At 58.7% G+C, this 21,089-nt stretch carries 20 protein-coding genes; 8 read left to right on the top strand and 12 right to left on the bottom strand.

What is annotated here, in order from left to right; all coding sequences use genetic code 11:
- Nucleotide 1 precedes the first annotated feature (1 nt).
- Nucleotides 2-1,087 (top strand): 4-oxalomesaconate tautomerase, encoded by a 1,086-nt coding sequence (locus RDN66_RS20465; RefSeq protein WP_308538147.1) that lies wholly within the window; start codon nt 2-4, stop codon nt 1,085-1,087.
- A 2-nt stretch (nt 1,088-1,089) separates the two neighbouring features.
- A complete protein-coding gene (locus tag RDN66_RS20460) occupies nt 1,090-1,962 on the top strand; it encodes an NAD(P)-dependent oxidoreductase (RefSeq protein WP_202216932.1) in 873 nt (290 codons plus the stop codon).
- 91 nt (nt 1,963-2,053) lie between these two features.
- On the opposite strand, the gene RDN66_RS20455 is transcribed toward RDN66_RS20460, so the two are convergent.
- A complete protein-coding gene (locus RDN66_RS20455) occupies nt 2,054-2,347 on the bottom strand; it encodes a YicS family protein (protein ID WP_202216933.1) in 294 nt (97 codons plus the stop codon).
- Nucleotides 2,348-2,555: 208 nt separating this feature from the next.
- Here RDN66_RS20455 and RDN66_RS20450 point away from each other — a divergent pair, with 208 nt between their 5' ends.
- Nucleotides 2,556-3,473: an Rpn family recombination-promoting nuclease/putative transposase gene (locus tag RDN66_RS20450; protein WP_202216934.1), complete on the top strand. Its 918-nt coding sequence runs from the start codon at nt 2,556-2,558 to the stop codon at nt 3,471-3,473.
- 40 nt (nt 3,474-3,513) lie between these two features.
- Here the strand turns inward: RDN66_RS20450 and RDN66_RS20445 are convergent, their stop codons facing one another.
- The 8 genes from RDN66_RS20445 to RDN66_RS20410 all read right to left on the bottom strand — a co-directional run bounded on the left by RDN66_RS20445 (nt 3,514) and on the right by RDN66_RS20410 (nt 14,673).
- Nucleotides 3,514-4,416, bottom strand: coding sequence for an EamA family transporter (locus RDN66_RS20445; RefSeq protein WP_035896226.1), 903 nt, complete (start codon nt 4,414-4,416; stop codon nt 3,514-3,516).
- A gap of 91 nt (nt 4,417-4,507) precedes the next feature.
- Complete coding sequence (gene murP / locus RDN66_RS20440; RefSeq protein WP_202216935.1) at nt 4,508-5,959, bottom strand: PTS N-acetylmuramic acid transporter subunit IIBC; 1,452 nt, start codon at nt 5,957-5,959, stop codon at nt 4,508-4,510.
- Between the two features lie 24 nt (nt 5,960-5,983).
- Nucleotides 5,984-6,883, bottom strand: coding sequence for an N-acetylmuramic acid 6-phosphate etherase (gene murQ, locus RDN66_RS20435; RefSeq protein WP_035896224.1), 900 nt, complete (start codon nt 6,881-6,883; stop codon nt 5,984-5,986).
- 161 nt (nt 6,884-7,044) lie between these two features.
- Complete coding sequence (locus RDN66_RS20430) at nt 7,045-8,208, bottom strand: multidrug effflux MFS transporter (protein WP_308538146.1); 1,164 nt, start codon at nt 8,206-8,208, stop codon at nt 7,045-7,047.
- 165 nt (nt 8,209-8,373) lie between these two features.
- Nucleotides 8,374-9,735, bottom strand: coding sequence for an efflux transporter outer membrane subunit (locus tag RDN66_RS20425; protein ID WP_202216937.1), 1,362 nt, complete (start codon nt 9,733-9,735; stop codon nt 8,374-8,376).
- Nucleotides 9,736-9,738: 3 nt separating this feature from the next.
- A complete protein-coding gene (locus RDN66_RS20420) occupies nt 9,739-12,846 on the bottom strand; it encodes an efflux RND transporter permease subunit (protein WP_202216938.1) in 3,108 nt (1,035 codons plus the stop codon).
- Complete coding sequence (locus RDN66_RS20415) at nt 12,846-13,967, bottom strand: efflux RND transporter periplasmic adaptor subunit (RefSeq protein ID WP_308538145.1); 1,122 nt, start codon at nt 13,965-13,967, stop codon at nt 12,846-12,848. The genes RDN66_RS20420 and RDN66_RS20415 overlap by 1 nt, the downstream gene beginning before the upstream one ends.
- A gap of 136 nt (nt 13,968-14,103) precedes the next feature.
- On the bottom strand, nt 14,104-14,673 hold the full coding sequence (locus RDN66_RS20410) for a TetR/AcrR family transcriptional regulator (protein WP_035895966.1): 570 nt from the start codon (nt 14,671-14,673) through the stop codon (nt 14,104-14,106).
- Nucleotides 14,674-14,861: 188 nt separating this feature from the next.
- On the opposite strand from RDN66_RS20410, the gene RDN66_RS20405 reads away from it, so the two are divergent.
- Nucleotides 14,862-15,278 carry a GNAT family N-acetyltransferase gene (locus tag RDN66_RS20405; protein ID WP_202216939.1) on the top strand — a complete coding sequence of 139 codons (417 nt, stop codon included), beginning with the start codon at nt 14,862-14,864 and terminating at the stop codon, nt 15,276-15,278.
- A gap of 81 nt (nt 15,279-15,359) precedes the next feature.
- On the opposite strand, the gene RDN66_RS20400 is transcribed toward RDN66_RS20405, so the two are convergent.
- Nucleotides 15,360-16,862, bottom strand: coding sequence for an MDR family MFS transporter (locus RDN66_RS20400; protein WP_115074399.1), 1,503 nt, complete (start codon nt 16,860-16,862; stop codon nt 15,360-15,362).
- 91 nt (nt 16,863-16,953) lie between these two features.
- Between RDN66_RS20400 and RDN66_RS20395 the strand changes: the two genes are divergently transcribed.
- The 4 genes from RDN66_RS20395 (at nt 16,954) to RDN66_RS20380 (ending at nt 19,691) form a co-directional block, all read left to right on the top strand.
- Nucleotides 16,954-17,613, top strand: a complete 660-nt coding sequence (locus RDN66_RS20395) for a TetR/AcrR family transcriptional regulator (RefSeq protein WP_202216940.1) — start codon at nt 16,954-16,956, stop codon at nt 17,611-17,613.
- A gap of 98 nt (nt 17,614-17,711) precedes the next feature.
- Nucleotides 17,712-18,233 carry a protein disulfide oxidoreductase gene (locus RDN66_RS20390; protein WP_035895974.1) on the top strand — a complete coding sequence of 174 codons (522 nt, stop codon included), beginning with the start codon at nt 17,712-17,714 and terminating at the stop codon, nt 18,231-18,233.
- A gap of 129 nt (nt 18,234-18,362) precedes the next feature.
- Nucleotides 18,363-18,575: a DUF1471 domain-containing protein gene (locus tag RDN66_RS20385; RefSeq protein ID WP_202216941.1), complete on the top strand. Its 213-nt coding sequence runs from the start codon at nt 18,363-18,365 to the stop codon at nt 18,573-18,575.
- Between the two features lie 15 nt (nt 18,576-18,590).
- Nucleotides 18,591-19,691 (top strand): alkene reductase, encoded by a 1,101-nt coding sequence (locus RDN66_RS20380; protein WP_202216942.1) that lies wholly within the window; start codon nt 18,591-18,593, stop codon nt 19,689-19,691.
- Nucleotides 19,692-19,759: 68 nt separating this feature from the next.
- On the opposite strand, the gene RDN66_RS20375 is transcribed toward RDN66_RS20380, so the two are convergent.
- Both RDN66_RS20375 and RDN66_RS20370 read right to left on the bottom strand, forming a co-directional pair.
- Nucleotides 19,760-20,041 (bottom strand): hypothetical protein, encoded by a 282-nt coding sequence (locus RDN66_RS20375; protein WP_202216943.1) that lies wholly within the window; start codon nt 20,039-20,041, stop codon nt 19,760-19,762.
- A 101-nt stretch (nt 20,042-20,142) separates the two neighbouring features.
- Nucleotides 20,143-21,063, bottom strand: coding sequence for a LysR substrate-binding domain-containing protein (locus RDN66_RS20370; protein ID WP_202216944.1), 921 nt, complete (start codon nt 21,061-21,063; stop codon nt 20,143-20,145).
- Between the last annotated feature and the right edge of the window lie 26 nt (nt 21,064-21,089).

Below are 21,089 nucleotides of genomic sequence, written 5' to 3'. Positions count from 1 at the left end.
TATGGCGCAACGCAGAATCCCCTGCCTGTGGATGCGGGGCGGAACCTCAAAGGCGGCCTGTTTTCTGGCATCAGACCTGCCCGCATCAACCGAGCAGCGCGACGCGGTGCTGCTGGCGGTGATGGGCTCGCCCGATCTCCGCCAGATTGACGGTATCGGCGGCGGCGACCCGCTAACCAGCAAAGTGGCCATTATCCAGCGCTCAACTCGCCCGGATGCCGACGTGGATTATCTGTTTGCGCAGGTCAACGTAGAGCGTGCAGTGGTCGATTACGGCCAGAACTGCGGCAATATTCTGGCGGCGGTGGGGCCGTTTGCTATCGAACGCAGGTTGGTGCCGCTTAACGCACCGGTAACTCAGGTGCGGGTGCATATGGTCAACACTGGGCAGATTGCGGTGGCAGAAGTCGCCTGCTTGTCGGACGGCGTGAAGTACGACGGCGACGCGCGTATTGACGGCGTACCGGGCAGCGCCAGCCCTATTATCCTCAACTTTCTTGATACCGCCGGTTCGACCTGCGGCGCGCTGCTGCCTACCGGCAGCGTGGTTGACCGCTTCGACGGCATCGACGTCACCTGCATTGATAACGGCATGCCGGTTATTCTGCTGCGTGCCAGCGATGTTGGGCGCACGGGCTATGAAACCCGGGAGCAGCTCGATGCAGACGATGAACTGAAGCTGCGGCTGGAATCCATCCGCTTGCAGGCAGGGCCGCGTATGAATCTGGGTGACGTCGCCCAACGCAGCGTGCCGAAAATGACGTTGATCGCCGAACCGCGTAGCGGCGGGGCTATCAGCAGCCGGACCTTTATTCCGCACCGCTGCCATGCGTCGATTGGCGTGTTCGGCGCGGTGAGCGTGGCGAGCGCCTGCCTGTTACCAGGCGCGGTGACGCAGGGGCTGGCGAAGGTGGGGGAAGGGCGTGAACAGCTGGTCAGCGTTGAACATCCAACCGGCGAGTTCAGCGTGGCGATACAGCGTCGGGATGACGGCAGCCTGGCGGGCAGCGGCCTGCTGCGCACCGCCCGGCTGCTGTTTGTCGGTGAGGTATTAATTCCGGCCGCCGTCTGGCCTGCGAAGGAGTAATGATGAGACATATTGCGTTTATTGGTTTTGGTGAAGCGGGCGGCATTCTGGCCAGTGAACTGGCGGCACAGCATCAGGTGGTTATCTGGGATAGCAAGCTCGGCGGCGGTGAGCGTGAAGCGATGCTGGCGAAGGCCGACAAGGCTGGCGTGCAGGTGGCGGACTCTCTTGCGCAGGCGCTGGACGGCGCGGCGTGGGTCTTCTCTACCGTCACCGCAGGGTCGGCGCTGGAGGTGGCGCAACAGAGCGCGGCGTTGATGCAGGCCGGGCAGTATTTTCTCGACCTTAACTCGGTGGCACCCGATACCAAGCGACAGGCGGCACAGGCATTTTCCCCCGGCGTCTACGTTGACGTGGCGGTCATGGCTCCGGTACCTCCCGTGCGGATGAAAACCCCGCTGTTGGTCGGCGGTCCGCAGGCGGAGTCGGTGACCGATGTACTGAATCAGCTAGGCTTTAACGCCCGCTTTGGCAGTCTGGTTGTTGGCAAAGTGTCGGCCATTAAGATGTGCCGTAGCGTGATGATAAAAGGGCTGGAGGCGCTGACCACCGAGTGCCTGTTTGCCGCACGTGAATACGGCGTGGAAGAAGACGTGCTGGCCTCGCTGCACGCCAGCTTCCCGTCTCTCGGCTGGGACGGTGCGTTTCCGGGATACCTGATTAGTCGCGTGGCGGAACATGGGATACGCCGCAGTGAAGAGATGGAAGAAGTGGTAAAAACGCTGCGCGATGCGGGCGGTGAGGGGATGATGAGCCAGTCGACGGCGCGAGTTCAGCGCCATTTACCGCAGCAGATGCGGGGATTAGGATTGGATTATGCTGGCCTACAGCCGTTTAGCTGGCAGTCGCTAGCGGATACGCTGAAAGGGCGGTAATTATCCCGGGGTCGCTGCTGTACGCCCGGGCTACACAATGCAATGGTAGCCCGGTCGAACGCAGTGACGCCGGGGAGCCCTGCTTGTAGTGCTACTTGGCCGGGCACTGAATGCTTTTAATCGCCTTTTCATAGGCAGAACGATCGTTCTTATCCAGCGCCCGCGTGGCGCTCTGCACCGCAGTTTTATTCTCTTTCGACTCCAGCACGCGGTTAGCAAACTGCGAATCGCTTAGCCCACTGCTTGCCGGACAGTTCTGCTTCACGTCTTTTACCACCTGCTGTTTTTGCTGCTCAAACTTCAGCCCTTCCAGCGGTGCGGCCAGCGCGACGGCAGGCAACAGCAGGGAGGCGGCAAGCGACATGGCGATACTGATTTTCTTCATTGCGGATATCCTTATGTTAATGCGTTTAGTTAACTATAGACGCATTCCCCGGCGCGTCATTCTGCGTAGTGGTTTCCAGCAAAATGATGGCGTTGCACTGGCTCATTAACACCTTTCGTCGTGGCTCGTAAAAGCGGTAAATCAGAACTGCTTTACCGCTGCTCTGCGCGTAGAGTCCTGCAATCAGTTCTCTGGATGACGGAACATCATGACGACTTCTACACCGCACGATGCGGTCTTCAAACAGTTTTTATGCCACCCGGAAACGGCGCGGGATTTTCTGACTATTCATCTGCCGGAGGCGCTAAGGTCGCTTTGTGATCTGCAAACGCTAAAACTAGAGTCCGGTAGCTTTATTGAGCCGAGCCTCCGTGCCTATTATTCCGATGTGTTGTGGTCGTTACAGACCACGGAAGGTGAAGGTTATATCTACGTGGTGATTGAACACCAAAGCTCGCCAGACTCGCATATGGCATTTCGGCTCATGCGCTACGCGCTGTCGGCGATGCAGCGTCATCTGGATGCAGGGCACCCGACGTTACCGTTGGTTATTCCTATGCTTTTTTATCATGGCATGCAAAGCCCCTATCCCTTTTCGCTGTGCTGGCTGGACGAGTTCGCTAATCCGGCGGCGGCTCGCGCGCTGTATGCCGATGCGTTCCCATTGGTGGATATCACGGTCGTGCCAGACGATGAGATTATGCAGCACCGGCGAATTGCGCTGCTGGAGCTGGTGCAAAAGCATATTCGTCAGCGCGATCTGCTGGGGCTGGTGGACAGGCTAGCCCTGCTGCTCGTTACAGGGTGTGCTAATGACAGCCAGATGGAAGCACTGTTTAATTATTTGCTGCGGTCAGGAGATGCGGTGCGCTTTCATGAATTTCTCCAGGCTGCGGTAGCGCGTTTACCCGAACAGAAGGAGAAGATGATGACGATTGCGGAGAGGCTGCGGGAAGAAGGGCATCTGGCGGGATTACAGGTGGGGGTTCAGCAAGGGCTACAACAGGGCATTCAGCAAGAAGCCCTGCGCATTGCCCGTACCATGCTGGAAAACGATATAGATAGTGCTCTGGTTCAGCTCATCACCGGGCTTTCGGCTGACGAACTGGAGGCACTGCGGCACTAAAATTTGGCCCGATAGCGCGGTGCTACCGGGCATTACCGTGCTACGCCGTTTTCGTTCTGCGGCGTGAGTCCAGTGAAATCAGTACCACCGAAGAGAGGATCAGCAGCGTGCCCAGCCAGTCTGGCAGGGTGAAGCTGATGCCCAACAGCAGCAGCGACAGCAGCGCGCTGCTGAGGGGTTCGGCGCAGCTGAGGATACTGGCTTTCGGGCCGCCGATCATCTGCGCGCCTTTCAGGTACAGGCTGAAGGTGAGGGAGGTGCCAATCACTACCAGATAGAAGAACGCCAGCAGCAGGTTGCCGGTAATTACCACGTTCGCGCCATCTCCCGCGTAGAACGGCAGCAGCATTGCACCACCGAGCAGCATACTCCAGCCGACGATCGGCAGCGTGCCGTAACGGGCAATCAGCGTGGAGGGGTAGGTGGTGTAAAACGCCGCCGCGAAGGCCGAAGCGATCCCCCAGAACAGCGCGGCACCGGAAATTGAGAGCGACGTCGGGTCGCCGTGAGTGACCAGTAAGAACGTGCCGATAAGCGAGGTTGCAATGGCGGCAAAGACGAAGCGCCCCGGACGGGCTTTGCGCACGATGGCGAACCAGGCGACGATAATGGTCGGCGACAGGAACTGCAAAATCGTTGCGGTGGCGGCGTTGGATTTTTCAATCGCCAGCAGGAAGGTGAGCTGAACGGTCATCGCGCCAACAAGGGAGAACAGCAGCAGGCTGATAATGTCTTTGCGGTCTTTCAGAATGCGGAAAATGCCGTCGCCGTGCAGGAAAGAGAACGTTAGCAGGATAAAGCCACCGGAGAGCAGGCGAATCATCGTCAAAAACGGCGACGGCATCTGGCTGTGTTCCATGATGTACTGCGCACAAACGCCTGAACTTCCCCACAATATGGCGGCAACTAAGACGTTCAGCATCCCTTTTCTGGTGGCACCCATTTTTCCCCAACCCTGTCATATGATTTTATTCTGGCGGGCATCATAGCATGGGCAGAGGCTTGCCCCCAGCGGTGCGCCGGGGGCAAAAGGGTTAGCTGAGGTCGACGTTTTTGCTGCCAAACAGCCAGGTGAGCAGGAAGCCGAAGAAGTAGGCCACGAGCAGACCCGCGGCGTAGACCGCCATCCCGGCGTAGATGCCGCTGTGCGAGGTCATCAGCGGCAGCGCCACCAGACCAGATGGACCAAAGACGGTGTTGAGGCCAACCGGCAGCCCTAGCCAGGCCACCAGACCGATAAAGAAGCCCCCGCAGGCGCCGCCGAGACAGGCGGTGACAAACGGCTTCATGCGCGGCAGCGTGACGCCGTAAATCAGCGGTTCGCCCACGCCGAGCAGGCCGGGAATAATGGCCCCTTTAATCTGCGTACGCAGCAGTGAATCTTGCTTCGCGCGGAAATAGAGCGCCAGTGCCGCGCCAACCTGGCCCGCACCGGCCATCGCCAGAATGGTGAACAGTGAGTTAAAGCCCTGGGCTTCCATCAGCGCAAAATAGACCGGCACAAAGCCCTGATGCACGCCGAACATCACCGCCAGCAGGAACAACCCGGCCAGCACCGCAGAGCCGAACGGGTTACCGTTGAGGTGCAGGAACAGCCAGGACATCCCGGTAAACAGGTAGCCACCGATAGGCATAATCACCACGAAGGTGACCGCGCCCATGATCAGCAGCGTCACCGCCGAGGTGAGGATCATGTCCAGGTTGGCGGGCATGATGCGACGCACCCGTTTTTCTACCCACGCGCCAATAATCGAGGCAATCAGTACGCCGATAATATTGCCGCGCGGGTCGATGCCGTGGCCGAAGAAATCGGTGATACCGGAGTAGAAGCCGACGGTGGCTTTCGGGTCATAGCCGAGGATAAACAGCGCGGCGATGATGGCACCGTTGACGCCGGAGCCGCCAAAGGCTTTCTGTGCGTTATAGCCAATCAAAATGCTCAGGAAGGTGAACATCCCTTTGCTGAAGATTTTCATGTAGCTGATGATGCCAACCAGCGTGGCGTTGGGGTGCGCGTTCTCCAGCACGAAAAGCTGTTCGGCGAGCGTGGCAAAACCCAGCAGCAGCCCGACGGCGATAAAGCCCGGAATCAGCGGGGTAAAGATAGTGGCAAACTTCGCCAGAAACTTCTGCACACCGCCGGTCTGTTTGCCTTTTAGCTCCTGCTTTTTGGCGCTGGCGATATCGGCGAGTGACTCGCCGCTGGCGGGGGTTCCCCGTGCGGCAGGTTCGTTTTCCAGCAGCTCGTTCATCAGCTCGGCGGCGGTTTGCGCTTTACCCGGCCCGAGGATTATCTGGAACTGCTCCTCGCTGACGACGACCCCCAGTACGCCTTCAACCTGGCGGATGGCCGCTACGTCGGCGTGAACGTCGCTGCGTAAGGTTAAACGCAGTCGGGTCATACAGTTACCCGCCTGGACTACGTTCGGCGCGCCGCCAACCAGGTCGAGGAGGCGAGCTATCATCGCTTTATTTATTTTGGCCATTCCACGGTATCCCAGTCAGTTGAATCAGTGTTTTAACGCTTTACGGATAAAGCCGTTGTTGTCTGCCAGCAATTGCTTCGCTTCTTCGGCGCTCAGGTTTGCCAGCACCATCACGATGGCGGTTTTGCAGTGTCGGCCGCAGGCATCAAGCGCAGCCATCGCGGTGGTGCGATCGCATTCGGTGGCTTCCATCACGATGGAAATCTGACGTTCAATCAGCTTGGCGTTGGTGGCTTCCACGTCAACCATCAGGTTGCTATAGACCTTGCCGCTGCGGATCATCGCGCCGGTGGTAATCATGTTCAGCACCAGCTTCTGTGCGGTGCCAGCTTTCAAACGGGTAGAGCCGGTGACCACTTCCGGGCCGACAACCGGGGTGATTGCGATATCCGCGCGCTGCGCCATTTCACCGTGCGGGTTGCAGCTTACAATGGCGACCAGCGCGTTCTGCTGGTGGGCGTATTCCATAGCGCCGAGGACGTACGGGGTGCGGCCGCTGGCGGCGATGCCGACCAGAACATCATGTTCGTTAAAGCCCAGCGCCTGTAAATCTTCTGCGCCGCGCGCCGCGTTGTCTTCAACGTTTTCTACGGCTTTCAGAATGGCGGTATGGCCGCCGGCAATCAGGCCGACAACCTGTTCTGGGCGGGTGCCAAAGGTCGGCGGGCATTCGCTGGCATCGAGGATGCCTAAACGCCCGGAGGTGCCTGCGCCGATGTAAATCAGGCGCCCGCCGTGGCGGAAGGCGTCGGCCACGGCGTCAACGAGCTGGGCAATTTGCGGAATGTAAGGGGTGATCGCATGGGCAACCAGCTGATCTTCGTTGTTAATCACCGTCAGCATTGCTTCGGTAGAGAGGGTGTCAATGTTGGCGCTGTTGGCGTTGCGGCGTTCGGTCAGCAGTTTGCTCAGGTCGATACTCATAGGAAACCTCATCATTCTCAGTGGCAGGCAGTATAAGGAATTAATTATTCCAATCATGTGAAGGGTATCACGATTAGCGCGTTGGGGATACGCAGTGATTTAGATGAAATAAGGGAAGTTGCGGTAATAACATTGGAATATTTTATTACCACAGAAAGGGATTATTGTGCGTCGCGAGGTTTAAGCAGGCCGAAGAAGAGCGCCAGCGCGTAGGAGATCGCCATGGCGAGGCTCATCTTGAGCATCGTTTCGCCGCCAAGCCCAGCGAGCGGTGCGGCAATGCCGCCGCAGACGAACATCAACGTGCCCATCAGCGCGGAGGCGGTGCCCGACTGTGCGCTATCCACCGCGTTCATCGCTTCGGCCCCGGAGACGGTGCTGATGCCGCTCATAAACGACACGGTGAAGAACAGCCCCACCAGCGCCAGCACCGCGTGCTGTTGCCAGGCGAGCAGTAGCGTCACCAGCGCGCAGAATACCGCCAGCAGCAGGCCGCGGCGCAGCAGGGTTTCAGCGGGGACGCGACGGGCCAGGCGGGAGAAAATCAGCGCGGCGATAATCAGCCCGATGCCGTTCAGGCCAAACAGCAGGCTGAACTGCATGGCGCTCATGCCATATTCGCTTTGAATGACGAACGACGACGAACCGATGTAGGAGAACAGCCCGGCCATCATAAAGGCCTGAATCAGGCAGTAGCGCATAAAGCGGCGGTTCTTCAGCACCGGCGTGCCTTTGGTCTGCTGCGCGGCGTTGGCGCTTTTTGGCGGCAGCGTTTCATGCAGCACGACGAGACTCAGGAGCAGCAGCACCGCGCCGATCCCCGCCATCGTCCAGAACAAAATGCGCCAGTCGAAGGCGGTGATGATATAGCCCCCCAGCACCGGTGAAAGCACTGGGGCGATGCCGTTAACGGTCATCAGCAGGGCGAAAAACTGCGTAAGCTGCGTGCCCTGATAGCGGTCGCGGGCGATGGAGCGAGACAGCACGGAGCCGCCCGCTCCTGCGAAACCCTGCAGGAATCGCCAGACAATCAGCATATGAATATCGTAGGTGACGGCGCACATTGCTGAGGAAAAGATAAATAGCAGCAGGGAGATAGCCAGCGGCTTGCGGCGGCCGATGCGGTCGCTGAGCGGGCCGAAAAAGAGCTGACCAAGGCCAAGGCCGATAAGCGCGGCGGTGAGCGACAGTTGGGTCTGGGTGCCGGTGGCGTTCAACTGGTCGGTGATTTCCGGCAGCGCCGGGAGGTAAAAGTCGGTACACAGTGGGCCGATTGCGCAAAGCAGGCCAAGCACCACGACCCAGGAAAGGGAAATACGCGGCATGAAAGCTCCTTTTTATTCTTCATAATCAATGTGGGGGATGGTGCTTGTTGCACCCTCACCCCGGCCCTCTCCCTGAAAGGGAGAGGGCCTTGTAGGCCTGATAAGCGCAGCGTCATCAGGCATCGCGGGCACATTGCCGGATGGCGGCGAAACGCCTTATCCGGCCTACACCCCGCCCCCCAGCGACTGCCACAGCGTAATCCGGTTCGCCAGATCCGTTTCCTGCAGTGCAATCAGCGTCTGCTGCGCTGACCACAGCGTACGCTGCGCCGTCAGCGCGGTCAGGTAATCCCCGATGCCTGCCTGATAACGCTTCATCGCCACGTCCAGCGTCTGCTGTTCCGCCGCCACGTATTGCTTCTGCGCGTCAAGCTGTTCGCTCAGCGTCTGGCGACGCGCCAGCGCATCCGCCACGTCTTTAAACGCGCTCTGAATCGTTTTCTCGTAGGTGGCAATCAGCCCCTTTTTCTCCGCCTCGGCGTAGCGAAGCTGCGCCAGATTGCTGCCACCGGTAAACAGCGGCAGTGAAATGGACGGCGCAAATGACCAGACGCTCATACCGTGGCTAAACAATGAAGATAGCGCATCGCTGCCTACTCCGGCGCTGGCGGTGAGTGAAATGGTCGGGAAGAAGTTGGCGCGCGCCGCGCCGATATTGGCGTTGGCGCCCTTCAGATTGTGCTCCGCTTCCTGAATATCCGGGCGCGTTAGCAGCACGGACGACGAGACGCCCGCCGGGACCAGCGAGATGGTGTTGGCGGCCAGGCTCTCCAGCGTACCCGGGAGCAAGGAATCCGGTACGGTGGTGCCGGCCAGCAGGTTAATGGCGTTTTTATCCTGCATCACCAGCGTTTGATAGCTGGCGACGCTGGCGCGAGCCTGCTGATAGACGCTCATCGCCTCGCTCACGTCGGTGGCTGCCGCAGTGCCAATCTGCTGCTGGCGCTGGACGATTTTTAGCGAATCCGCCGCGCTCGCCATGGTCTGCTGCGCCAGCGCCAGATTGCTGTTATCTGCTGCCAGCGTCACCCACGCGGTGGTGAGCTCGGAAATCATCGTCAGACGGGTGTTCTGCGCGGTGAATTCGCTGGCAAGCCAGGTTTCACGGGCCGCGCGGGACAGGCTCTGATTACGGCCAAACAGATCTAGCTCGAAGCTGGAAACCGCGCCGTCGGCCTGCGCGGTGGTGCTCACGCCGCTGGCCAGCGTGCGGCTGCGGGTGTTGCTCAGTTCGGCGTTGACGGTCGGCATCAGCGATGCGCGGGTTTCGCCGTATTGCGCGCGAGCAGCGTCAATATTGGCAATCGCTTTTTGCACATCGCGGTTGCTGTTGAGCGCCTGGCTCACCAGCTTTTGCAGGCGCACATCGTTCACCACCTGCTGCCAGTTACCGACAACCGCGGTGGCTTCACCGTGTCTGCCCGGCAGGCTCGCTGGAATCGGCGCGTCCGGGCGCTGATAGTTGGGGTCCATCGACACGCAGCCGACGCTCAGGAACGCAATAAATAACACTGATAAACGAAACATGGCTTACTCCTGACGACCGCGTTTGCCGGCGAACAGACGTTTCACCAGCACAAAGAACAGAGGAACAAAGAAAATCGCCAGCAGGGTCGCCGTCAGCGTACCGCCGATAATCCCGGTACCGATGGCGATACGGCTATTCGCGCCTGCACCGGTCGCCACCGCCAGCGGCATGACCCCGGCGATAAACGCTAGTGAGGTCATGATGATTGGTCGCAAGCGGGTCTGCGCTGCCCGCAGCGCTGAACGGCTGAGCGAGTAGCCCTGAGCCACGGACGCTTCGGCAAATTCAACGATCAGGATGGCGTTTTTCGACGACAGCCCAATGGTGGTGAGCAATGCGACCTGGAAGTAGACATCGTTGCTCAGATCGCGCATCCAGGCTGCCAGCGCGGCCCCCAGCAGGCCGAGTGGAATCACCAGAATTACGGAAATCGGTACTGACCAGCTTTCATACAGCGCTGCCAGACACAGGAACACCACCAGAATCGAGATGGCATACAGGCTCATCGCCTGACCGCTGGCCAGTTTTTCCTGCAATGACAGGCCGCTCCAGGCCCAGGTGGAACCGGCAGGTAGGCTGTTAGCGAGGTTCTCCATGGTCGTCATCGCGGTACCGGAGCTCGCGCCGGGCGCGTTTTCGCCCTGGATTTCATAGGCCGCAGCGCCGTTGTAACGCACCAGACTTTCCGGGCCGTATTCCCAGCGGGTCGTGGCAAAGGCGGAGAATGGCGTCATGCTGTCATCGCTACCGCGTACGAACCATTTTCCGAGATCGGACGGTGCCGAGCGTGAATCGCTATCGCCCTGGATATAGACTTTTTTCACGCGTCCGCGGTCGATAAAGTCGTTCACGTAAGTGCCGCCCCAGGCGCTGGAAAGCGTTGAGGTGACGTCGCTTAACGACAGCCCCAGAGACACCGCTTTGTTGTTATCAATGTCCACCTGTAGCTGCGGCGTTTGCGGCATATCGTTGGCGCGCACGGCGTGCAGGGTGGCATCCTGATTGGCTTTACCAATCAACTGGTCGCGCATTTTCAGCAGTTCGGCACGATCGGTACCGCCGCTGGCCATCAGTTCAAAGGTAAAGCCGTTGCTTTGTCCAAGGCCGTCCACCGACGGTGGCGTCATCGCAAATAGCGTGGCATCGCGAATCGCGCCCAGCTCTTTGGTGGCGCGCAGGGCAATGGCCTGGGCGGTATTTTCCGCGCCTTTACGCTCGGACCAGTTTTTCAGTGAGACGAAGGCCATACCGGCGTTTTGCCCGCTACCGCTAAAGCTAAAGCCGTTGACGGTGAAGATAACGTCGGTATTGGCTTTCTCTTTGTTGAGGAACCAGTCGGTTACCTGCTTGCTGACCTCGGCGGTACGCGAATTGGTAGCCCCGGCGGGCAGAGTGTACTGCACCATGATCTCGCCCTGGTCTTCCACCGGCAGGAAGCTGCCCGGCAGTTTCCACATCGCCAGCGCCATGCCGCCGCAGATGGCTAAATAGACCACCATGACCAGCCCGGAACGGCTCAGGGTATTGAGCACCCGGTGTTTGTATTTACGCTCAGTAGAGCCATAAAAGCGGTTAAATGCGCCGAAAAAGCCTTTTTTATGCGGTGGCGTATGTTGCAGGATTGAGCCGCACAGTGCGGGCGTCAGCGTCAACGCCACCACTACGGAGAGCATCATTGCCGAGATAATGGTGACCGAGAACTGACGGTAAATCACCCCGGTGGAGCCGCCAAAGAAGGCCATCGGCAGGAACACCGCGGACAGCACCAACGCAATGGCGACCAGCGCCCCGGAGATTTCGCCCATCGACTTTTCGGTCGCTTCACGAGCGGGTAACCCTTCATCGCGCATAATGCGCTCGACGTTTTCCACCACCACGATGGCGTCATCCACCAGTAGCCCTATCGCCAGCACCATGGCGAACAGCGTCAGGGTATTGATCGAATAACCGAACAACGCCAGCACGCCAAACGTGCCGAGCAGCACCACCGGCACCGCCAGCGCAGGGATAAGCGTAGCGCGGATGTTTTGCAGGAACAGATACATCACGCAGACCACGAGGAAGATGGCTTCAAACAGCGTTTTCACCACATCTTCGACGGAGATCTTAATAAATTCAGTGCTGTCTTTCGGATAAGCGACGTCATAGCCCTGCGGCATATTGCGCTTATATTCGTTGATTTTATCTTTCACCAGCGTGGCGGTGCTCAGCGCGTTCGCCCCGGGTGCCAGCATCACTGCCATCCCGGCGGCCGGGTGGCCGTTCAGTTTGGCGACGGCGGTGTAGTCTTCGCTGCCCATCTCAACGCGAGCCACGTCGCCGATGCGCACCACCGCACCGTTGGACTGGCTTTTAATGATGATGTCTTTGAACTGGTCAACGGTCTGCAAGCGCGACTGGGCGCGTACGGTGGCGGTGAGCTGCTGGGTATCCGGCGACGGCAGAGCACCGATTTTACCGGCGGAAACCTGCACGTTCTGCGCCTCAATGGCGCTCTGCACGTCGGACGGCATCAGTGAGTAGGAGGCCAGCTTCGCCGGGTCCATCCAGATGCGCATGGCGTATTCCGCGCCGAACACTTGCAGGCTGCCGACGCCCTCGAGACGGGCCATCGGGTCCTGCATGTTACTGACCAGCCAGTCGGCGATGTCGGAGCTGCTGGCCTTATCGGTTTTGTCGTAAACCCCCATGATCAGCAAGAAGTTGCTCTGGGATTTCACCACCGTCACGCCAGATTGCTGTACTTCGCTTGGCAGACGGGATTCGGCCTGCTGCACTTTATTCTGCACCTGAACCTGCGCGGTATCCGGGTCGGTACCTTGCTCAAAGGTGACGTTGATGCTTACGGAACCGTCGGAGCTGCTGGTGGAGGTAAAGTAGAGCAGGTTATCCAATCCGGTCAGCTGTTGTTCAATGACCTGGGTGACGCTGTTTTCCAGCGTTTGCGCCGACGCGCCGGTATAGGTGGCGGAGATTTTAATCGACGGCGGCGCGACGTCCGGGTATTGCGCGACCGGCAACGTTTTGATGGCCAGCATCCCGGCCAGCATAATCAGGATGGCGATAACCCAGGCGAAGACCGGGCGACGCACGAAGAAACGGGCAAACATCAGGCGTTTCCTCCGTTAGCTTTCACTTCAACCGGTTTCACCTGCTGGCCGACGGTGACTTTTGCTGTACCTTCGACAATAAGTTTATCGCCAGCTTTCAGGCCGTTGAGTACCAGCCATTTGTCACCGTAGGTTTCGCCGGTTTCCAGCTCACGCTGCTCGACTTTGTTGTCGGCGGAGACCACCAGTGCGGTCGCGATCCCTTTAGCATCGCGGGTAATACCCTGCTGCGGCGCCAGGATGGCATCGCTCATGATGCCCTCATCGACTTTCGCTCGCACGAACATGCCCGGCAGCAGTTGGTGGTTCGGGTTAGGGAACACGGCGCGCAGGGTAACTGAGCCGGTGGACTCGTCCACCGCCACTTCGGTGAGCGCCAGGCGACCTTTTTCGCTGTAGGTGCTGCCATCTTCCAGGGTTAGCGTCACGCCGAGCGTGTCGCTGTTGGTCGCCAGCGACTGCTTACGCAGACGCAGCAGGTCAACGCTGGTACGGGTGAGGTCAACGTAGATGGTGTCGAGGCCGCGAATAGTGGCAAGCGCGGTGGTCTGCTCGGCGGTGACCAGCGCCCCCGGCGTGACTGAGGAGATGCCGATACGCCCTGTAATCGGTGCGGTGACGGTGGTCCAGTTGAGGTTAATGCGTGCGCTTTCCAACGCCGCTTTTTTCGACTCAACGCTGGCCTTGTCCTGTGCACAGGTTGACTGTGCGTCGTCGGCATCCTGCCGCGATACGCCGTTATCTTTCACTAACAGCGCGTAACGCTGCGCTTTCTGGCAGTCGGCGACGACCAGCGCCTGCGCCTGTTTCAGCGCGGCGGCGGCTTCGTTATAGGTGGCGCGGAAGCTGGACGGGTCAATCTGGTACAGCGCCTGGCCCGCTTTGACGTTATCGCCTTCATTAAAAAGCCGTTTCTGGATGATGCCGGAGACCTGTGGACGAACTTCAGCGCTCAGTGAGGCGGTGGTGCGCCCGGTCAGGTCACTGACTACGGAAACGGGTTGGCTTTTTAATGTGACGATGCCCACTTCCTGAGCGGGACGCTCTGGAGAGGCGGTAGGCGCATTATCGCATCCGCTCAGGAGAAATAATGCCGCGATGGTGGTTGTTATGTATTTCATATTTTTCTCAGGGTGAACGACACCCTCCTCGCCGAATAAGGGTGAGGATTTCAGGTGTAAGAAAGCCTGCATCTCCGGAGGGCCGGAAACGACAAAAGGGGGATGAAAATATCCCCTGGTATCTAAATGGAATTAATTACTTTGCGGATACGAGCATATTAATAATTTCCTGATAGATTTTTTCCATCTCGTCAGATGCCACCTGTTGGGGGATCTGACGACGATAAATTGTGCCTTCAACCATCACCGCCATCACTTCTACGCAGCAGCGGATTCGGCTTTCACTCAGCTCCGGATAGGTTTTACGCAGATGTTCGCAGGCGTTGTTAAACATGCGTTCATCGGCGGCTTTCAGCCAGGCGGCGACCTGCGGATTACGGGTGGCTTCGGCGGACATCTCCAGCATCAGCGCATCGTCGTCTTCGCTCAGCGTCTCGCGCCATGCCAGCATGTGCGGCATCAGATGGGTCTGGGTTTTGCCCTCCATCTCGGCGATGCGGTGGTCGATAATCCGGCGGATCATCTCTTCGATAATGGCGTCTTTGTTACTGAAATAACGGTAGATTTGCCCGACGCTGAGCTTCGCCTCGGCGGCAATCTGCGACATGCTGGCGGCATGAAAACCACTGTTGCGAAAGCAGCGGCGGGCAGCGGCGATGATATCGTCCTGGCGGGCTTTTTGCCTGGCTTCCAGCTTGCTGGTCATGCATGTCTCCGTGAAGGTTGCTGATGAGAATGATCGTTCTCATTTTCATCCATTATACGTAGCGAGCGTCCGATGAAAAGCATTTTCTGATACTGTTTTTTTCTTTTTTTATTTGTGCAAAAAAGAATGGAGAAAAAAAGAATTTTTTGTGAAATTAACCCATCGGCCAATAAAAATAAGGAATAAATATGCCTTTTGTTATTAAAGAAATTATTACGCAGGAAGATAAAGACGAATTACTGACTGGACTTCGCGCCTATAACCGCCAGTTTGTGGATGCCACAGACTGGTGCGATGTCTGCGTTTACCTGCGCGATGAGCAGGACGTAATGCGCGGCGGCCTGATTGGTCAGCGCAAAGGCGATTGGCTCAGTATCGACTATTTGTGGGTGTGTGAAACGGTGCGTGGCGACGGAGTCGGTAGCGAGCTTATTAAGCGCGCGGAGGCGCTGGCTCGGAAGAAAGGCTGCCGCCATGCGCTGGTGGATACCATCAGCTTCCAGGCGCTGCCGTTTTATCAAAAGCAGGGATTTGAACTGGTGAAAACGCTGGAGGATTTCCCGCTGGCGGGGATGGCGCGGCATTACCTGACCAAGGCGTTATAAGGGTTGCCGAATGACGCTGCGCTTATCCGGCCTACAGAACCACGTAGGCTGGGTAAGGCGTAGTCGCCATCCGGCACTGCTCTACGCGTGCCGGGTTTTCAGCGGCGCTTCTTTCAGCCACCACGACAGCAGGAACGCCACCACCATAATGCAGGCTGCCATAATAAACGCCGCGTGAATGGCCGAGCCAAAGGCGGTGAGATAGTCGGTGCGAATGGCCTCTGGAAGCTGGTGAATCGCCACCGGGTTCATCCCCGGTGGAATAGCCGCCCCTTCCGGTAACAGGCTGGTCAGCCGTGATTGCAGCACTGAGGTAAACACCGCGCCAAACAGCGCCACGCCGATGGAACCGCCAATGGAGCGGAACAGCGTCACCCCGGACGTCGCCACGCCGTAGAGGTTCGCCGCCACGGTGTTTTGCACCGCCAGCACCAGCACCTGCATCACCATTCCAAGCCCCATCCCCAGTACGCCGGTAAACAGATACAGCTGCCAGGTTGGCGAGGTAATGGTAATGCGCGTCAGCAGCACCATCCCAACAAAGCCCATCAGCGTCCCGACGATTGGGTAGATGCGGTATTTCCCGGTGCGGCTAATGGCGCGGCCGCTGATAATCGACGTCAGCAGCAGCCCACCCATCAGCGGAATCAGCTGTAGCCCGGCTTCCGTCGGCGTGGCGTTTTTCACCACCTGTAGATACAGCGGCAGGAAGGTTACTGAGCCGAACAGCGACATGCCGATGATAAAGCCAATCAGGCTACACAGCAGGAAGCTGCGGTTGCGGAACAGCGACAGCGGAATAATCGGCTCAAACGCCAGCCGCTCTTCATAGATAAACCCGGCAATGCCCACCAGACCAAAGGCCAGAATGCACCACAGCTGTGGGTCGCTCCACTCGCGCACCGTGCCGCCTTCGGTGGTAAAGAGGATGATGCACACCAGCGCCATGGTCAGATAAATTGCCCCCAGCCAGTCAATCTGATGCTGGCTACGCTTGTTGCTGGAGTGGAACACCGCACCGATAACAAACAGCGCGAACAGCCCCAGCGGTAGGTTGATGTAGAAGATCCAGCGCCAGGAAGCGTGCTGCACGATAAAGCCGCCGATGAGCGGGCCGATCACCGTCGCCAGGCCAAACACGCCGCCGAATAGCCCCTGATAGCGCCCGCGCTCAGCAGGCGGGATCACGTCGGCTACCGCTGCCATGCTGATGACCATCAAGCCGCCGCCGCCGAGCCCCTGAAGGGCGCGCATCAGCACCAACTGCGTCATGTTCTGCGCCAGCCCGCATAGCGCTGAGCCCGCGAGAAACAGCAGAATCGAGATTTGCAGTACCCGCTTGCGGCCAAACAGATCGCCGAACTTACCGTACAGCGGCACCACGATGGTGGAGGTGAGGATATAGGCCGTCACCACCCAGGAAAGCTTGTCGAGGCCGCCCAGCTCGCCGACAATGGTCGGCAGCGCGGTGGAGACTATCGTCTGGTCGAGCGCGGAGAGCAGCATCACCAGCAGGAGCGCGCTGAACAGCAGACGGACTGAAGTGACACCCGCCTGTTGGGGCGGCTGTGCGTTCGTCGTCATTTCGGATGCCATCATGTTCTCACTTGAAATTAATTAAATGCATAATTAATATTTATTGAAGATCATTCAGAGGTCAAGAGATCCCGTTTCTATGCCAGCACAAAAAGACAATCTCAAACCGCGTAAGCCCGGTCGCCCGCGCGGCAGCAAGCCCGATGCGGCCAAGCGCGAACAGCTGATAGACATTGCGCTGCGGCTCTTCTCCCAGCAGGGAATTGCGCGCACGTCGCTGAATGCCATTGCCCGTGAAGCCGAGGTGACGCCAGCAATGCTGCACTACTACTTTAATTCACGTGAGCAATTGCTCGATGTGATGATTGAAGAGCGTTTTCTGCCGCTGCGCGCCCAGATAAGCGGCGTGTTTGGCGACCATCCCGACGAGCCGGTAAAGGCGCTGACGGCGATGGTTAAGACGTTGTCGGCGATTGCCGCCGAGCACGAATGGTTTGCCCCGCTGTGGATGCAGGAAGTGATTGGCGAAATGCCGGTGCTGCGTCAGCATATGCACGCCCGCTTTGGCGACGACAAATATCATGCCACGCTGGCGATGGTGAAACGCTGGCAGGCCGAGGGGAAAATCAACCCGCACCTGAGCGCGGAGCTGCTGTTTACCACGCTGTTAAGTCTGGTGCTGGTGCCGTTTTCCCGCATGCGTAACGACGAGCGGCTGGCGATGCTGACGCCGGAGGTCATCACCCATAACGTATTGGCGATGATCCAGCAGGGGATTGGCCCGGTGAGCGGCGCTTGAATGCCGTTTTGCTTCAGCCATCGACACGGCGAAAGACACTTCTTTACAGCACTGATTAAGCGGGCTCGCTAAGATACGCCTCGTACTATGATGAGGTCATGATGAGCAAATTTTTCCAGCGTCGCCGCGTATACCGCTGGCTGCGCGAAATAATAGTGCTGCTGCTGTTGGCCGCGGTGCTGATGTGGGGCGTTGACCGCTTCCGCAGCCCGACGCTGCCCGACACCTTCTCTGGCACGACCATGCAGACGATAGACGGCCAGCAGCTGGATTTCGCCGCGATGAGCGAAACGCGCCCGCTGCTGGTTTACGTCTGGGCAACGTGGTGCAGCATATGCCGCTTTACCTCGCCGTCGGTTGAAAAGCTGAAGGAGCAGGGCGGCAACGTGGTGAGCATTGCCCTGCGTTCCGGCGATGATGCGCGGCTGGCGACGTGGATGCAGAAAAAACAGCTGACCATGCCGGTGGTGAACGACGCGCGCGGTGAGCTGGCTCAGCGCTGGCAGGTGAGCGTCACTCCGACGTTGGTGGTTATCGACAAAGGCAAACCGGTTAGCGCCACGACCGGCTGGACGAGCTACTGGGGCATGAAAATGCGCTTGTGGTGGGCGGGCCTATAACCGTTCAACTATTGCGATATTGCTAATAGTCTATTGCGATTTATACCATTTATGTAATTAGTCTGCGGTCGTATCCTTCTTCGCATCACGTTACCGAGCGTAACGTCCCATACCGAACAGGATACGACCATGAAAACCCTTACCACGATTTTTGCTGCTTCTCTTCTCTGCGCTGCTGCTTTTAGCGCCTCCGCGCAAAGCGTCACGGCGACCGCCACCACGCTGGACTCCGCTGAAGCGGTTATTGCGCAGAAAGCCAAAGAGATGAACGCCTCCGACTACAAAATCACCAGCGCACGCATGGGCAACACCGTGACTATGAGCGCTGAACTGTACAAATAAGCGGAGGAAAACAGCATGTTATTCAATAAATACGCTCTGAACGACCTGCCGCTGGCTAACCGTATCGTGATGCCGCCGATGACCCGCTCCCGCGCCGGCGCTGGTGACGTCGCCACTGATATGATGGCCGACTACTACGCACAGCGCGCCAGCGCCGGGCTTATCATCAGCGAAGGCACGCAAATCAGCCAGCAGGGTCAGGGCTATGCCTGGACGCCGGGTATGTACTCTGAAGCACAGATTGAAGGCTGGAAAAAAGTGACCTCCGCGGTGCATCAGGCAGGCGGCAAAATCTTCGCCCAACTGTGGCACGTGGGTCGTGTTTCACACAACGTCCTGCAGCCGAACGGCGCGCAGCCGGTCTCTTCTTCCGCGATCCAGGCCGAAGGCGTGAAAGTGTTTGTTGACGTAGAAGGGCGTGGCCCGGAAAGCGGCGTCGGCGCGATGCTCCAGCATGATATGCCACGCGCCCTGCGTACCGATGAGATCCCGGCTATCGTTAACGACTATGCCCAGGCGGCGCGCAACGCCATTGCCGCTGGTTTTGATGGCATTGAGCTGCACGGGGCGAACGGCTACCTGATTAATCAGTTTATTGATTCGCAGGCCAACCTGCGCGACGACGAATACGGCGGTTCGCTGCAAAACCGTCTGCGCTTTATGAAAGAGGTGGTGGCGGCGGTGTCTGAGGCGATTGGTAAAGAGCGCGTGGGGATTCGCCTCGCACCGTTGACTACGCTGATGGGCTCCCGCGACGATACGCCGGAAGCGACCTATCTGGCAGCGGCCAGCGTGCTGAGCGAGATGGGTATTGCCTATATTCATATCGCTGAAGCTGATTGGGACGATGCGCCGGTGATGCCAGCGGCGTTTAAAGAAGCGCTGCGGATTATCTTCCACGGCACGCTGATTTACTCCGGTAAGTACACCAAAGCCCGTGCCGAAGAGGCGCTGGCAAAAGGGTGGGCGGATTTGATTGGCTTTGGTCGCCCGTTTATTGCTAACCCGGACCTGCCGTATCGTCTGGAGCATGATTTACCGCTGAATGCGCCGGTGAAGGAGCAGTTCTTTGGCGGTGGGAAGGCGGGGTATCTGGATTATCCGACGGCTGAGTGATGGGTGCTGCCCCCCTCACCCTAACCCTCGCCCCTTTGGGGAGAGGGCCGGGGTGAGGGGTAATTCCCTTAAGCTACATCGTAAATACGCACGTCCGGCGCGCGGTTCAGATACGGCTTCAGCGCTTCGACCACGTCCTGGGTGAACAGGTCGCTGCTGAGATAGGCCTGCGCCTGTTCGCGGGTGTTAAAACCGTGCAATACCTGCACGTCTTCCTCGCGGATCAACAGCTCTTTGGCGGTTGCCCCGGCGATGGTGTTGAGGAACGGTGCCTTGTACTGCTGATAAACGCCTGCAGCAGCGGGACGGTTTGCGGGGCTGATATCGAGGGTGATTTGTAACCAGGCCATGATGTTCTCCTGTATTCATAGTGGCAGTTGGGTTGCCTGAATTATCAGAAGTCATGGCCGACGCCACAAATCAGATCTTCTTGCGATACAGGATAGTTTTTCTACGCGGCACCGCTTTCCGTTGCGATATCTGCAATCAACCAGTCGTGGAAAATACGCACTTCCGGGCGCATGACCGCATGCTGTGGCGTGACCAGATAATAGGACCAGGTGAGCGGCCAGCGGTGATCGGGGTGCAGTTGCGTCAACTGTTCGGTGCTAATCAACGCTTTCACCAGCGCATGGCGCACAATCGCCACACCGCGCCCGCTTAAGGCGGCGAGGATCACCGCTGAGGTGGAGTTGATATGCAGCCCGCTCTCTTTTGCCGCAGGCGCGTTCAGCGTGCTGAGCACCTCGTCCCAGCCGGGGAAATTAGCGCCGGGGTGCGGGGTATCGTCGTGAATCAGCTTTTGCTGCGAGAGCCAGACGCTGCAGGCGGTTTTCTCCGGCGGCACCAGGCGCGGGCTACAGACCAGCACCGCCTCTTCGTCCATCAGCCAGGTTTTATCCACACCCGGCCAGTCTCCCTGACCGCAGCGAATGCCGACGTCGGCCTCGCCGTGGGAGACATCCATCAGCTTTTCGGTAACGTTCAGACGCAGGTCGATAGCCTCATGCGCTTCAGAGAAGCGGTTCAGGCGCTCCATCAGCCAGTTCATCATCAGTACCTGCGAGGCGGTGACCACCACCACCGAACGCGCCCGGCGGCCGCGCAGCTTGTTAAGCCCGGACTCGAGCTTATCCAGCCCCTGGGTGATGTCCTGCAAGGCTTCCTGCGCTTCACTCACCAGCGTCAGCCGCTCTTTTCCGGTGCGCGCGCGGTGCAGCAGCGGGTGCCCGACCCAATCTTCCAGCGCCCTGACTAATTGCCCAACGGCGGCGGGCGTCACGCCCAGTTCCTGCGCCGCGCCGGTAAAGCTGCCGTGGCGGGCGGTGGCTTCAAAGGCGTGCAGCCATTTGAGGCGGTTTAGCGAACGCATACGAATTCCTCACGGGAGATAATGGG

Origin of the sequence: uncultured Kluyvera sp., from assembly GCF_902485085.1 — a bacterium.
Classification (GTDB): domain Bacteria; phylum Pseudomonadota; class Gammaproteobacteria; order Enterobacterales; family Enterobacteriaceae; genus Kluyvera; species Kluyvera ascorbata.
Note: the sequence above shows the minus strand (reverse complement) of the source record. Positions and strands in the feature narration are given on the sequence as shown.